Annotated in this window: 12 protein-coding genes; 3 read left to right on the top strand and 9 right to left on the bottom strand. The window is 70.7% G+C overall.

Annotation, left to right across the window (positions count from 1 at the left end; all coding sequences use genetic code 11):
• Positions 1-94 precede the first annotated feature (94 nt).
• The 4 genes from dapE to GTY96_RS14115 form a co-directional block, all read right to left on the bottom strand.
• A complete protein-coding gene (gene dapE / locus GTY96_RS14130; RefSeq protein ID WP_143903039.1) occupies positions 95-1183 on the bottom strand; it encodes a succinyl-diaminopimelate desuccinylase in 1089 nt (362 codons plus the stop codon).
• A gap of 45 nt (positions 1184-1228) precedes the next feature.
• Positions 1229-1864 (bottom strand): cupin domain-containing protein, encoded by a 636-nt coding sequence (locus tag GTY96_RS14125; RefSeq protein WP_161664978.1) that lies wholly within the window; start codon positions 1862-1864, stop codon positions 1229-1231.
• Positions 1865-1943: 79 nt separating this feature from the next.
• On the bottom strand, positions 1944-2771 hold the full coding sequence (locus GTY96_RS14120) for a 2,3,4,5-tetrahydropyridine-2,6-dicarboxylate N-succinyltransferase (RefSeq protein WP_143903043.1): 828 nt from the start codon (positions 2769-2771) through the stop codon (positions 1944-1946).
• 14 nt (positions 2772-2785) lie between these two features.
• Positions 2786-3148, bottom strand: coding sequence for a hypothetical protein (locus tag GTY96_RS14115; protein WP_201756037.1), 363 nt, complete (start codon positions 3146-3148; stop codon positions 2786-2788).
• 197 nt (positions 3149-3345) lie between these two features.
• On the opposite strand from GTY96_RS14115, the gene GTY96_RS14110 reads away from it, so the two are divergent.
• From GTY96_RS14110 to GTY96_RS14100, 3 genes are all read left to right on the top strand, one after another.
• The gene (locus tag GTY96_RS14110; protein WP_161664977.1) at positions 3346-4806 is read left to right on the top strand and encodes a pyridoxal phosphate-dependent decarboxylase family protein; all 1461 of its coding nucleotides are present in this window, start codon (positions 3346-3348) and stop codon (positions 4804-4806) included.
• 57 nt (positions 4807-4863) lie between these two features.
• Entirely contained in the window at positions 4864-5583 is a 720-nt protein-coding gene (locus GTY96_RS14105; RefSeq protein WP_143903046.1) for a glycosyltransferase family 2 protein, read from the top strand.
• Between the two features lie 256 nt (positions 5584-5839).
• Positions 5840-6874, top strand: a complete 1035-nt coding sequence (locus GTY96_RS14100; protein WP_014400170.1) for a rod shape-determining protein — start codon at positions 5840-5842, stop codon at positions 6872-6874.
• A gap of 45 nt (positions 6875-6919) precedes the next feature.
• On the opposite strand, the gene GTY96_RS14095 is transcribed toward GTY96_RS14100, so the two are convergent.
• From GTY96_RS14095 to GTY96_RS14075, 5 genes are all read right to left on the bottom strand, one after another.
• Positions 6920-9286 (bottom strand): hypothetical protein, encoded by a 2367-nt coding sequence (locus GTY96_RS14095; protein WP_161664976.1) that lies wholly within the window; start codon positions 9284-9286, stop codon positions 6920-6922.
• Between the two features lie 136 nt (positions 9287-9422).
• Positions 9423-10247, bottom strand: a complete 825-nt coding sequence (locus tag GTY96_RS37620) for a c-type cytochrome (RefSeq protein WP_235685584.1) — start codon at positions 10245-10247, stop codon at positions 9423-9425.
• Positions 10248-10270: 23 nt separating this feature from the next.
• Positions 10271-11389 carry a metallophosphoesterase family protein gene (locus GTY96_RS14085; protein ID WP_161664975.1) on the bottom strand — a complete coding sequence of 373 codons (1119 nt, stop codon included), beginning with the start codon at positions 11387-11389 and terminating at the stop codon, positions 10271-10273.
• A gap of 12 nt (positions 11390-11401) precedes the next feature.
• Positions 11402-12712 (bottom strand): cytochrome-c peroxidase, encoded by a 1311-nt coding sequence (locus tag GTY96_RS14080; RefSeq protein ID WP_161664974.1) that lies wholly within the window; start codon positions 12710-12712, stop codon positions 11402-11404.
• A gap of 150 nt (positions 12713-12862) precedes the next feature.
• Complete coding sequence (locus GTY96_RS14075; RefSeq protein ID WP_161664973.1) at positions 12863-13891, bottom strand: hypothetical protein; 1029 nt, start codon at positions 13889-13891, stop codon at positions 12863-12865.
• Positions 13892-13970: the final 79 nt, after the last annotated feature.

Raw genomic sequence — 13970 nt, 5'->3', positions numbered from 1 at the left:
CGCAGATGCACTCCACCTGACGAATGCGCGCGCGGTGGCGCCGCGCGGGGCCGACAATCCGGCCCCGGAGCGCCGGGTCCGGACGCGCCCCGCGCTACGCCGCGCCCCTCAGGAACGCGGCCAGCTTCTCGTACGCCACCGCGAGCGGAGGAATGGGCGCGCTCTCGTGGAGCTGGTGCGCCTGCGCCGTCTCACCGGGCCCGAAGTTCACCGCGTCCACGCCCCACTCGCCGAAGCGCGCCACGTCCGTCCACGCCTGCTTCGACGCGGCCGGCAGGCCCGTGAGCGACATCAGCCGCTGGAACAGCGGGTTGCCCGCGGCCACGGGCCCGCTGGGCGACGCGTCCGTGAACTCCACCTCCGCGCGGCCCGCCACCAGCGCCAGCACGTCCTCCTTCGCCTGGGCCACGCTCTTGCCCGGGGCGAAGCGGTAGTTGAGGTTGAGCTCGAACGCCTCCGGCACCACGTTGCGCGCCCGGCCGCCCTTGGCCAGCGTGGCGCTCATCACTTCGTAGAAGGGGAAGCCCGCGACGTTCACCTCCACGCGCTGGCGCCCCAGCAGCTCCGTGAGCAGCGGGCCCGCCTTGTGGATGGCGTTCTCCCCCTGCCACGGCCGCGCCGAGTGCGCGCTGCGCCCGGTGAAGCGCACCGCCACCTGCATGCTGCCGACGCAGCCCACCTGCACCACGCCGTCCGTGGGCTCCATCGCGATGCCGAACTTCACGTGCGACAGGTCCGGCCGCTTCGCGTACAGCGGGATGAGGCCGCTCTCCGCGTAGGCCCCCTCCTCGCGCTCGTACAGGAGGAAGGCGACGTTGACGGGCAGCGCTTCGCGCTTCAGGTCCTCCGCCAGCGCCATCATCACCGCGACGCCGCCCTTCATGTCGGAGGCGCCCAGGCCGTGCACGCGCTCGCCCTCGATGCGGGGCGCGCGGCCCACGTCCCCGGGGTGCATGGGCACCGTGTCCAGGTGGCCGATGAGCGCGACCGTGGGGCGGGGGTCCTCCAGCGAGCCCAAGAGCAGCGTGTGCCCGACGCGGAAGACCTCCTCGCGGCGGAAGTGACGGAGGGCCCAGCCCTCCACGTGGTCCGCGATGGGGCCCTCATGACCAATGGGGCTCTCGATGCGGCACAGCTCGAGCGTCGTCTGGGCGAGGCGGGTGGCGAGGTCGGTGGAGGCCATGCGCGAAACACCATACTCCCCGCCCGCGCCCGGCACACCGTCCCGTCAGGCGCCTGCGTCCAGCGGCTCCTCGAACGTCGTGGTGCCCTCCAGCACCGCGAAGCAGATGCACGCGGGGCCTTGCAGCGCCGTGAAGTCGTGCAGGGAGCCGTCCGCCTTCTCCAGCTCCTCGCCGGGCCAGACCTCCTGGCCGGAGTCCTCGCGGAAGCCGCCCTCCAGCACCAGGTTCCACTCGCGGCCCACGTGCGCGTGGCGCGGGTAGCGCACTCCGGGCCCCAGGCGCACGACGGCCGCCATCATCCCCTCGCGCGCGGGCCCCGTCTCCACGGGCATCATCTCCACGCCGTCCGCCGGACCGGGCAGCCAGTTGCCTGGCTCCGCCATGGACTCCAGCACGTCGCGCGCCCGCGCCTCCGTCACGTCCAGGAACGCGGCCACCTTCCCAGCCCAGCGGGTGAAGCGGCCGGGGCCCTCCATCCGCTCCATCAAGCGCGTGAGCGCCGCGGCCGGGGGCTCCACCGGAGGGACCAACGCCCCGAGCGCATCCACGGCCGGCGCCAGCCGGTCCAGCTCCGCCCGGCACCGCGCGCAACCCTCCAGGTGCCGGGCCACGGCGTCGCGCCGGGCGGGCTCCAGGGTCCCGAGCAGCCACTCGGGGAGGATGTCGTCGAGGTGTTCCATGAGCTCCCGGGTTGCGTGAGACAGCTTGCGTCACCCAAGGCCTATACGCGCCCCCGGTGACAGCGGATTTTCGCGCCCGTTACACCGGGACCGCGAACTCCCGCAGCGCGGCGTTGAGGCTGGTCTTCTGGTCGGTGGACGCCTTGCGCTGCCCGATGATGAGCGCGCACGGGACCATGTACTTCCCGGCCGGAAACTCCTTCTCTCGCATTCCAGGAATCACCACGCTCCGGGCGGGCACGCGGCCCTTGTGGACGACCTCCTGGGGGCCGGTGACGTCGATGATCTGCGTGGACGCGGTCAGCACGACGTTGGCGCCGAGCACCGCCTCCTCCTCCACGACCACGCCCTCCACCACGATGGAGCGGCTGCCCAGGAAGGCCCCGTCCTCGATGATGACCGGCGACGCCGCGGGCGGCTCCAGCACGCCCCCCAGCCCCACGCCGCCCGAGAGGTGGACATGCCGTCCCACCTGCGCGCAGGACCCGACCGTGGCCCACGTGTCCACCATGGTGCCCGCGCCCACCCGGGCGCCGATGTTCACGTAGCCGGGCATCACCACGGCGCCCTTCTCCACGAAGGCGCCGTAGCGCACGGTGCCCGGCGGCACCACGCGCACGCCCGCGGCCTCCAGGCCCTTCTTCAGGGGCACCTTGTCGAAGAACTCGAAGGGGCCCACCTCCATCACCTTCATCTCCGACACCGCGAAGAACAGGAGGATGGCCTCCTTCACCCAGGCGTTGACGCGCCAGCCGTCCGGGCCCTTCTCCGCGACGCGCAGCTCGCCGGCATCCAGCCGCGCCAGCGTCTCGCGCACCGCCGCCACGGTGTCCGCGTCCTTCAACTTCGCCCGGTCCGCGAACGCCGCGGACACGCGCTGGGAGAGTTCTTCGATGGAGGTCGCCATGGTCCGGAGTTGAATCACACTTCAGGTACCCGCGCCGCTCCAGAGTGTTCACCTTCGGACGGCCCCGCGCCGTGCGGCTCCTCCGTCGCCAGGGTGAACGGCAGGGTCTGCGTCGGGATTTCCCCGTGAAACGACGGATCCGCCTTCGCGAGCGGCCCGGTGCCCTCCTTCAGGACGACGTCGCCGTGGAGCAACCCGCCCACGGCGGACAGGGGGACCTCCTTCCAGTGGCGGTGGCCGATGAAGGGCGAGCTCCGGACATAGAGGTGCTCCTGTCCGATGAGGACCACGTAGCCCAGGAGCGCCCCGTCCGCCGCGCGGACGTGCATGCCTCGGATGATGGAGCGCCGCTCGAACGGCGTGTCGTCGAAGGCCATCGGTCGCCACCTCCCATGAGGAGGAAAGGTGGGGACGGCCCGCGCGCGCCGCGACCGGCCCGGCCCACCGCCGGGCCCCTGTCCGCCCGGCCCCTCGAGGAAGCCATGGCCCTCCGACCGTCCCGCCCGGAGCCCGCCCGCCCCTCCCGCGCGTTTCCCAGGCTGGCGCCGCCCGCACCCGCTAGCCTGCGCGGGCCATGACGTCCTCCGTTCCCGCCCCCCTGCGCGACGCCTACGACCCGGAGGCCTTCCGGGCCACCGCCCACGCCCTGATGGATCAGCTGGCGGACTACCTGAAGGCCGCGCTCGCGGGGGGCGCCATGCCGGTGCTGCCCTGGGCCCCGCCCGCGGTGAACCACGAGCGCTTCGCCACGTCCTTCCCGGAGGAGCCGGCGCGGTCCGACGCCTTCGCGGCGCTGATGGCCCGCGTGCTGGAGGGCTCCCACCACCTGCACCACCCGCGCTACGTGGGCCATCAGGTGACGGCCCCCGTGCCGCTGGCGGCGCTGTGCGACGCGGTGTCGTCGCTGCTCAACAACGGCATGGCGGTGTACGAGATGGGCCCCGTCGCCACCGCCATGGAGCATCAGGTGCTGGCGTGGATGGCCTCGAAGCTGGGCCTGCCGGCGAGCGCCCGGGGCGTGCTCACCTCCGGCGGCAGCGCGGGCAACCTCACCGCCCTGCTCGCCGCGCGGCAGGCGAAGGCCGGCTATGACGCGTGGAACGGCGGCGCGCACGCGGGGCCTCCCCTGACGGTGCTGGTCCCCCGCTCCGCGCACTACTGCCTGGCCCGCGCGGTCCGCATCATGGGCTGGGGCGAGGGCGGCCTCACCCCGGTGGACGTGGACGCACACTTTCGAGTGCGGCCGGACGCGCTGGAGGAGGCGCTGGCGAACGCCACCCGCGCCGGGCGCAAGGCCATCGCGGTGGTGGCCAGCGCGGGCTCCACCGCTACCGGCGCCTTCGACCCGCTGGAGCCCGTGGCGGACTTCGCTCAGCGGCACGGCCTGTGGTTCCACGTGGACGGCGCGCACGGGGCCGCCGCGTCCCTCAGCCCCAAGTACCGCGCGCAGGTGCGCGGCATCGAACGCGCGGACTCCGTGGTGTGGGACGCGCACAAGGGCCTGCTCATGCCCGCGCTGGTGACGGCGGTGCTCTTCCGCGACGGGGCGCGCTCCTTCGACGCCTTCTCCCAGGAGGCCCACTACCTCTTCCACGGCGACGGCGACGACGCGCGCCCCTACAGCGACGTGGGCCTGCGCACGCTGGAGTGCACCAAGGAGATGATGCCCCTCAAGGTGTACGCCTGCCTGTCCGTGCTGGGCACCCGCGTCTTCGAGGACGCCATCACCGCCTCCTACGACCAGGCCCGGCGCTTCGCGGACCACCTCACCGCCGCCCCGGACTTCGAGCTGGCCGTGGCCCCCGACTGCAACATCGTCTGCTTCCGCCACACGCCCGCCCACGTCCCCCCGGAGGGCTGGGATGCCCTCCAGGTCCGCCTGCGTGAGGCATTGGTCACCAGCGGAAACTTCTATCTGGTGCAGACACGGCTCCCTGGCGGGGTGTACCTGCGCACCACCCTCATCCACCCGCTGACCGGCGACGCGGACCTGGAGGCGCTGATGGAAGCCATCCGGAGCGCGGCACGGCCCTGAATTTTGTGTGCAAGGGAGTCGCCCGGATGGGGGAAATGCGATAGGGGCGACAGCGCCATGCTCGTCTCGCTCGTCATTCCCGTTTACAACGAGATTCCCACCCTGGCGGAAATCCTCCGCCGCTGCACCGCCGTGGACTTCCCGAAGGAGCTCGTCCTGGTGGACGACTGCTCCAAGGACGGGAGCCGCGAATTCCTGCGCCAGCTGTCCGAACAGGGCCTGGAGGTGCTGGGGGGCACGCCGAAGAACCGCAATGAAATCCGCGTGCTCTTCCAGGAACAGAACCAGGGCAAGGGCGCCGCGCTGCGCCGGGGGTTCGCGGAGGCCACCGGGGACATCCTCCTCGTGCAGGACGCGGACCTGGAATACGACCCGAAGGACATCCCGCGCGTCATCCAGCCCATCATCGATGGCGAGGCGGACGTCGTCTTCGGCAGCCGGTTCATCGGGTCGCCGCGCCGGGTGCTCTATTACTGGCACACGGTGCTCAACAACATGCTCACCACGCTCTCCAACATGACGAGCGGGCTGAACCTCACCGACATGGAGACCTGCTACAAGGCCTTCCGTGCGGAGGTGCTCCGGTCCGTGCACGTGGAGGAGGACCGGTTCGGCTTCGAACCCGAAATCACCGCGAAAGTGGCGCGCGGCAACTGGCGCGTCTTCGAGGTGCCCATCAGCTACCATGGGCGCACCTACGAGGAGGGCAAGAAGATTGGCTGGAAGGACGGCGTGCGCGCCCTCTACGCCATCGCGAAGTACTCGGTGAAGCGCTGAGCGCCAGGGGCGGCCCGCTGAAGGCCGCCCGGCCGCTGTCCTGGGGAGGATGCGGCCTGTTTTTCCAGGGGGAGCGCCTCCGAATCGTGAGGAGAAGGGAACAGAGGGGCTGGCGTGGTTGGTTGTCCAGCGAGCGGCGCCCGAAGAGGGCTCCGGCTTTTCTTCCTCCGTATTGCGGCGCGTAGTAGTTTCGACAACGCACTCCGTCTGAAGGGCGGGGAAGTTTCGCGGCCCTTCCGAAAGTTTCCGCCCCCGTATGTTCGACTGGCTCCACACCCTGTTTTCGCGCGACCTCGCCATCGACCTGGGTACGGCGAACACGCTCATCTACATCCGCGGCCAGGGCATCGTGTCCAACGAGCCCTCGGTCGTGGCGGTGCAGCAGGACTCGCGCGGGGGCAAGAAGGTCCTCGCGGTGGGCAAGGAGGCCAAGGAGATGCTCGGCAGGACGCCGGGCAACATCGTGGCCATCCGGCCCATGAAGGACGGCGTCATCGCCGACTTCGAGATCACCGCCGCGATGCTGCGCTACTTCATCCAGAGCGCGCACAACCGCAAGACGCTGGTGAACCCGCGCATCATCATCGGCATCCCGTCCGGCATCACGGAGGTGGAGCGCCGCGCGGTGCGCGAGGCGGCCGCCAACGCGGGCGCGCGCGAGGTCTACCTCATCGAGCAGCCGATGGCCGCGGCGATTGGCGCGGGCCTGCCGGTGACGGAGCCCAGCGGCAACATGATCGTCGACATCGGCGGTGGCACGTCCGACGTGGCGGTCATCAGCCTGGCGGGCATCGTGTTCGCCAAGTCGGTGCGCATCGGCGGCGACAAGCTGGACGAGGCGATCATCCAGTACGTCAAGCGCAAGTACAACCTGCTCATCGGTGAGCGCACGGCGGAGCTCATCAAGATGGGCATCGGCACGGCGTACCCGACGGACGAGGTCATGACCATGGAGATCAAGGGTCGCGACCTGGTGGCCGGCGTGCCGCGCACGCTCACGGTGTCCAGCGACGAGGTGCGCGACGCGCTCGCGGAGCCCGTCAACGGCATCGTGGAGGCGGTGAAGCTGACGCTGGAGCGCACCCCGCCGGAGCTGGCCGGTGACATCGCCGACCGCGGCATCGTGCTGGCCGGTGGCGGCGCGCTGCTCAAGAACCTGGACACGCTCCTGCGCGAGGAGACCGGCCTGCCGGTGTTCCTCGCGGAGGATCCGCTCTCCGCCGTGGTGATTGGCGCGGGCAAGGCGCTGGAGTCGCTCGACATCCTCCGCCAGGTCTGCCAGCCGGGCTGACCGGCGGCCCGCCTTGGGCAGCACCGTGACGGCGCCGGACCCGCTTCAGGGGTCGGCGCCGTTCGCGTTTCCAGGCGTGGACGGAGTGGCGCGGGGCAGCGGCAGCCCGGTGGGCGTCACCACCCGCGCCTCGCAGCGGGGGCGGCGCCCCTCGCGGTCGTTCTCCTGCCGCTCGATGGCCTGCGCCAGCGAGCCCGTCAACTGAGACATCAAGCCGCTGGGGAAGACGTGCGGCACCTTCGTGTCCATGCACGCGTCGAAGGCGGAGCGGATCCACGGGGGGGCCGCGCGGACCGCGAAGCCGCCGAGCGCATCCATGCGGGACAGCCCGTCCAGCCGTTCGGTGAACACCCTGTAGCCCTCCCTCGCCTTGTCGCGGGCGCGCACCAGGAGGGCGGCGGCGCGCAGGCCCGGGGCCAACCGGGCGAAGGACCTGGGGGCGCTCCGGGTCTGGCTGATCCGGAAGCCCCTCAGCGCCTCGCGCGAGAGCATCAGCGGCAGCGAGGCATTGAAGAGGCGCCTCGCCCGCGCATCGCCCGCGCGCTCCAGTTCCAGGGCGAGCAGCGCGGCGACCTCTGGCTCCAGCCGGGACAGCACCGCTTCGGACTCCCCCGCCGCCTGTTCCATGGCGCGCGTCGGGTTCTCCAGCACGTCCCGCGTGAGCCCCAGCACGGCGCGGTCGACGGGGGACGTCACCTCCATGCGCTCCGCCTCCTTCAGCGAGCGCTGGCCGGTGAGCAGCTCCAACAACCGCATCCGCTCCGGCTGGCGCGCCAGCGCGGGGGGAACCCAGTCGCGCATCACGTAGGGCGTGTGCTCGGGGCCCGCCACCTCGGCCGTGCGCCCCGCCAGCACCAGGAAGTCCCAGGTCCGGTTGCGCGGGTCCTGCCCGAAGCGGTGCACCAGCCCTGTCGCCGCGTCCCGGCGCCGCGCGTCCAGGAAGATGCGCACGAGCACCTCCAGCGCGCCCACCGTGGTGGGCGGGTGCTTCGCCACCAGCACCTCCGCCTGCCGCGCCGTTTCGAGCGCGTACGCCGTGGGCGCTCCCTCCTCCGACGAAGCCCCGGGGTCGCGCAGCTCGAACCGCAGCCGCGCCTCCAACCAGGCGAGGAACACCTCCGGGGAGTCCGGGAAGCGCGGCACCAGCTCCTCGTACGCGAGGACCTCCTGTTCGGCATCCAGGGACGGCGTGTCCGCGCGCAGCAGGTAGAGCGCCGCGAGTGGGGAGTCCGGGAACTGCTCCGCGTGCTCCGCGTACCGGGCGCGGGCCTGGGGCCCCTGACCGATGAAGACAAGCAGGTCCTGCGCCAGCGATTGCGCGCCCAGGTCCTGCTGCCAGCGGTTCATCAACATCCACGCGAAGTCGCGGGTGTTCCGCCAGCGCAGGGCGTCTGGGAGGTTCACGGGCGCCTGGAGGTCCAGCTGGAGGACGGCGCGCGCCGCCAGCTCCCGCGCCAGCGTGTTGCCCGGCTCCACCTCCGCGACGGCGGCGGCCACGTCGGCCGCGAGCTGCCATTTCCCTGCCTCTGAATGGAGGCGCGCGGTGGACTCCCAATTCCTGCTCACGGCCTGGACGGTCTCATCCTCGAGCAGCACGGAGACGCTGCCCCGCAACGGCCCCAGGTTCTGGAAGTACTGCTTCGAGCCCCACCGGCGATCCAGCAGCGCCGCGCCCTTCACGTTGTAGACGAAGTGCGCGCCGGCCACCGGGAGCACCACGTCCTCGATGGGCTTCTCGTCCGCTCCAGGCCAGCGGGCTATCGCGTGGAGCCATTCGTCCTCCTGCTTCACGCTCCCCTGCTCCTGCGCGCCGGGCGCCACCACCCAGTGCTGGTCACCGATGCGCACGTCCACCGGCCGGGACAGCCCGTTGACGACCGTCACGATGCGCACCTTGCGCGACTCCCACCACACCTCCCCCACCCCCGCCGCGGCGCAGAGTCCCAGCACCACCCCTGCCACGGCGCCCGCGCGGTGTCGCGCCCTGCGCCGCGAGGGTGGCACGCGCCCGACGACCTGGAGCGGTCCCGCGCCATCCGCGCGCACGAGGTAGCCCTCCAGCGGCCACACCGGAACGCCCAGCACCGTCACGGTGCGGTCGGCCACGTAGGGCGCGCCAGGAGCATCCCCGGGAGGCGTGCCCCTCCACTGGACGCCCGTGCCCAGGATGGAGGGCGTGGCCGGAGAACGGGCCGCGATGACGAAGGCGGCACGGTCCTCCACCAGCTTCGCGAGCAGCTCCCGCGCGGGCCCGGGAGGCTCCTGCTTCAACCTGCGCTCCAGCACCGCGTACACGGTCCAGGCATCCCCCCGCGCCAGCGCCTCCGACAGCGCGGCGTCCGGCAACAGCTCCGCCAGTCGCGGCGCGCGCTCCAACAAGCCGCTGGGGTCCATGACAGGGGTGAGAGACATGGGCCGCATTAACCGGGTTCACCGAGGGTGGGGGCAAGCCCCCAGCGCCATGAACCCCTCCAGGCCCACGCGCCCGCGCCCGTGCGGATCCGTCTCCCCATCGGCCGGACGAGAGGCCCGCGGGCGCGCGGCGCCCTCAGTGCTTGCCGTACTCCAGCTTCACGCCCTTGCGCTGCGCGTAGATGTACGCCTCCATCGCGCGCATCTTCGGGTCCCCATCCGCCAGGGGCTTGCCGCGCACCGGGTTCTCGATGCACCAGTTGATCATGTCGCGCAGCAGCGCCACGCGGCCCAGCTGCACCTGGTACTTCGGGTAGGTCTCCGGGTGGGTGTTGGCCGCGTCCGGATGGCACATGTCGCACGACACGCCCACCGTGCCGCCCAGCGCGTCCGCGTCGTGGAACACGCGGTGGCCCTCCTTCACGAACGCCTGCGTGGAGTCCGCCCAGATCCGCTCGTCGCGCTCGGAGAAGGCGCCGTAGGTGTGGCCCGTCTGCACGTTCGCCTTCTGTTGCTGGGGCACCTGCTTCGCGTCCGTCTGCGCGCCGACGCCGCCCTCGCGCACGTCGCCGCCCGCGGGCCTCGAGCCCGGGTTGGGCTGGGGCGCGGGCGTGGGGGACTTCTTCGCGTCGGGCGCGGTGGCCTGCGCCAGCACCGGCGCGTCGTCCCAGTTCGCGTCCGGGTTCTTCTGGCGCCAGTCCTCCATCAACTTCGAGGTGGCGGCGAAGGCCTGCGCGCGCGTGAGCTTCTGGCCTTCCTTCACGCCGGGCACCTCCATGGACGTCTCTCCGTCGCACAGGCCCAGCACCAGGTTGCCGTCCTTCGACGGGGGCAGCACGTGCTGGGGCAGGGCCTCCGCCTTGGCGGCGGGCTTCGACTGGGGGGACGTGGCGAGCGCCACGCCGCCAGCGAAGGACAGGGCCGCGCACGGGACCACGAGCAGCTTCATTCGCAAGGTCATGGGAGGGCGTTCCTCTTCCGGTCCTAGTAGGTGGGCAGCTTGGGCTTGGGGGGCGGAGCCTGCCTGCCGCCGGAGCCCAGGTAGCTGGAGCGCACGACGATGGGGTCGCGCTGCCAGAGGTTGTAGACCTTGTCCACGAGCCCCGACTCCAGCACGTCCATGCGGCCGTCGCCGCAGCCGTCGAACTGGCTGAACGGATCCGCGCGGTTCATGGGCACCGTGAGCGAGGGCAGCCCCTCCGGCGCGTACGGCCACGGCCACGCGGTGGACAGCATCCCGTGGAACTGGATGTTGCCAATGCGGTTGCTGAGCAGCTGGTGCGTGTGGCCGTGGATGACCGTGACCTTCTCGTACGGCTTGAGGATGGCCTGCACCTCGTCCGCGTCGTCGGTCCAGAAGTTCCAGGGCTTGTAGTACTTGTAGAGCGGCGAGTGGCTGAAGACGATGAGCGGCGTCGTCCTGGCCACCTTGGAAAGGTCGTCCTGGAGCCATTGGCGCTGCTCGGCGCCGACCTCGAAGCGGGACTGGATGCCATTGTCCAGGCCGGCGACGATCTTCATCCGCTCCAGCGGCGTGAGCTTGCGCTCCGTCCAGAAGTCCTTTTCGTGGATGGAGTTGAGCACCACGAAGTGCACGCCCTTGTGGTCGAAGGAGTAGTTGGGCGCGCCAAACAGGTCGCGCCACTGCTCGCCCATGTCCAGGAACCAGTCGTGCTCGCCCACCATCATCCGGAGGGGGGCCTTCACGGCCTTGAGGATCTGGGCGCCCAGCTTGAGCTCCCCTGGCTGGCCCAGCTGGGCCAGGTCCCCGCCGAAGAGGACGAAGTCCGGCTGGGGGTCCAACGCGTTGACGTCATCCACGGCCTTGAGGATGGCGCGCACGAACCGGTCGTTGAGCTTGTTTTCATACAGGTGCGTGTCGGAGATGTACGCGAAGGAGAACCTCGGCTTCTCCCCCTGCGCCTCCGCCACGTTGACCAACTGGAAGCTGTGGGGCGTGAGCTTGCCCATGCCCGCCACGATGCCCGCGGAGACGCCGGCGACGCGGAGGAAGGCGCGGCGGTCCAGCCGCTTCAGGCCCTCGAAGAAGGCCTCGCGTTCGGCGTAGTGCTTCGTCTCGATGCTCTGGAACTTGTTGCCCATGGCGCGCCTCCGCTACTTCCGCTGGGTGGTGGTGACCGGGGTGACGTCGCCGTAGATGCCCAGGTCCGCCGGGTTCTTCACGGCGAGGTCCGGGTTGGGGGCCAGGTCCCCCAGGTTGCCCTTCTTGCCCATGGCGATGGCGGTGTCCCGCTCCGGCCGGGTGTTCTTCCGGGCGCGCTGCTTCGCGAGCTGCTCCTTGTTGAGCGCGTCGAACTTCGTGTCCGTGAGCGCGAAGAGGAACGCCACCAGGTCGTCGATTTCGGGCTCGGTGAGCCCCAGCCGCTGCATCCCTCCGTCCAGATAGGGATTGGCCACGCCGCCCTTGTTGTAGTGGTCCATCACGTCCCACAGCGTGGGGAGCGACCCGTCGTGCATGTACGGCCCGGTGATGCCCACGTTGCGCAGGGTGGGCGTCTTGAAGGAGCCCACGTCGTTCTCCTGCTTCGTCACCAGGAAGCGGCCCAGCTCGGAGAACTCCGAGTTGAGCGCCAGCTCGTCGATCTGCTTCTCGTCCCCGGTGCGCACCACCTGCACGCCCTTGCGCGCCAGGGTGACGAAGTCCTGCTTGTGCGCGGCGACGCCGATGTTGTGGAACTTCTGGTCGCTGAACAGCGGCGACACGGCGTTGCCCGCGTGGCAGGAGTTGCAGCGCGCCTTGCCATTGAAGAGCGCCCAGCCGTTCTTCTCCGACGCGGTGAGCGCCTTCGAGTCCCCCGTGATGAACTGGTCGAAGCGCGCGTTGCCCGAGTACTGCGTCCGCTCGAACGCGGCGATGGCGGCGGCCAGGTCGTCGTAGTTGACCTCGCGGCCGAAGACCTGCCGGAACTCCGTGACGTATTCGGGGATGCCGCGCACCTTCCTCACCACGGCGTCCGCGTCCGGCATCCCCATCTCGCGAGGGTTGAGGATGGGCAGCTTCGCCTGGTCCTCCAGCGTGCCCGTGCGGCCGTCCCAGAACTGGGTGGCGTTGAAGAGCGCGTTGAGCACGGTGGGGCTGTTGCGCGTCACCTTCTGCTGGCGGACGCCCTCTGACAAAGGCTTGCCGTCGGTGAAGCCCAGCTCCGGCTCATGGCACGTCATGCACGCCACGGTGTTGTCCACCGACAGGCGCTTCTCCCGGAAGAGCTTCTCTCCCAGCGCCACCTTCTCCGGCGTGGGCTCCGAGCCCGGCGGCACCGACAACCCCCACAGCGTCGCGGAGACGCCCGGCGGCAACTTCGGAGGCGTGGCGAGGGTCTGCCCCGAAGGCGGGGACGCAGCCAGTCCCACGCCAGAGTGCAGCACCACGGCGAGCACCGTGACGACGCCCGAAGGCAGCCGCATGACACGCCTCCCACCCGTTCTCTGGAGCGGCGGCGGGACCTCCGCCCGGTCCGAGGCCGGCAGCCCGCATTTCACGCACACCCAGCAAGTCCTTCAACTGTCACTAGGGCGCCGGGGTGCGTGAAGTGTCTGGGATTGGAAGCTTGGGTGTCAGCGGACGCGTCCGTTGGTATCCGCGATGCCGGCGTCCTTCAGCGTGGAGAGCAGCGAGGAGTTCCCCTGGGCGAGGACGACGGGGACCTGCTGGGTCCCGAATGGGACGGTGCCCCGTCCAGCCGCGCCCGCGGTCCGCTGCGCGCCGTTCATCCCCATCAGCGTGTCGAAGCTGGCCTGGGACGTCACCACCATTCCCTTGAGGTTTCCCTGGAGGGGGACCTTCTCCCAGTGCAGCTGCTCGTTGTTCGCCTGGATGGGCCTGCCGTTCACGGTGTCGTTGAAGGCGCGGTTGCGGCCCGACTCGGTCTGGCGCGACCAGAGCGGAGCGCGGCCGAGCGGATCATTGCTGGGGAGGCCCGCCTGATGGGCGGTGGTGGAGCCCGGGACCTTGCCCATGTTGTCCGTGGAGGACGCCCGCCACCCATGGTTGGGGGTCTGCAACACATTGGGGCTGAGGATCATCTGCACCTTGCTGTCATTGCTCCCCACGCCATGGCCCTGGGACTTCCAGCTGGTCTGCTGCGTCCCCACGGCGCGCGTGTAGACGGCCAGCGCGCCGCCGCCGTTCTTGTCCGCCTCCCGCGAATAGTTGCCGTTCTGGCCCAGCCGGCTGTAGGCGGAGTTGAGCTGGCCCTGCTGGAGGGCGCCCTGCACGTGCTCCGGCGCCATGCCATGAGTGAGGCAGGAGGCATTGCTCAGGTTGAGGGCGGCCTGGGGGCGGCCGGCGGCTGGAGGGGCCAGCGGGGGGCAGGGGCCCTGAGGATGGTTGACGCCCGTGTTGGAGTTGCCCACGGCCTGCGTGGAGGAGGTCGCCGGGGTGTTGAAGGTGCTGACGCCCTGATGGGATTGGAGGGCGGTCTGGGTGCGATTGGCGGGGACCGGCCTGGGCAGCTTGCTCTGGTTGACGACGTTCGAAGTGTCGGGGAGCGGCGTCGAGAGGTTCGGAGGGGGGCGCGGTCCCTCCGGGCGAGCGTTGTAGCGGGAATTGGCGGGCGTGCTGACGGGCTTGGGGATTCGGGTCATGGCTTCGATGCTCCAGTCTCCGAATGGCGTCGGAGGGTGCTTGGAATTTCAGCCCCTCACTAACGACCCACGCCATCGG

Source organism: Corallococcus silvisoli, from assembly GCF_009909145.1.
Classification (GTDB): Bacteria; Myxococcota; Myxococcia; order Myxococcales; family Myxococcaceae; genus Corallococcus; species Corallococcus silvisoli.
The sequence above is the reverse complement of the archived record's forward strand: the minus strand, read 5'-3'. Positions and strand labels throughout refer to the sequence as shown.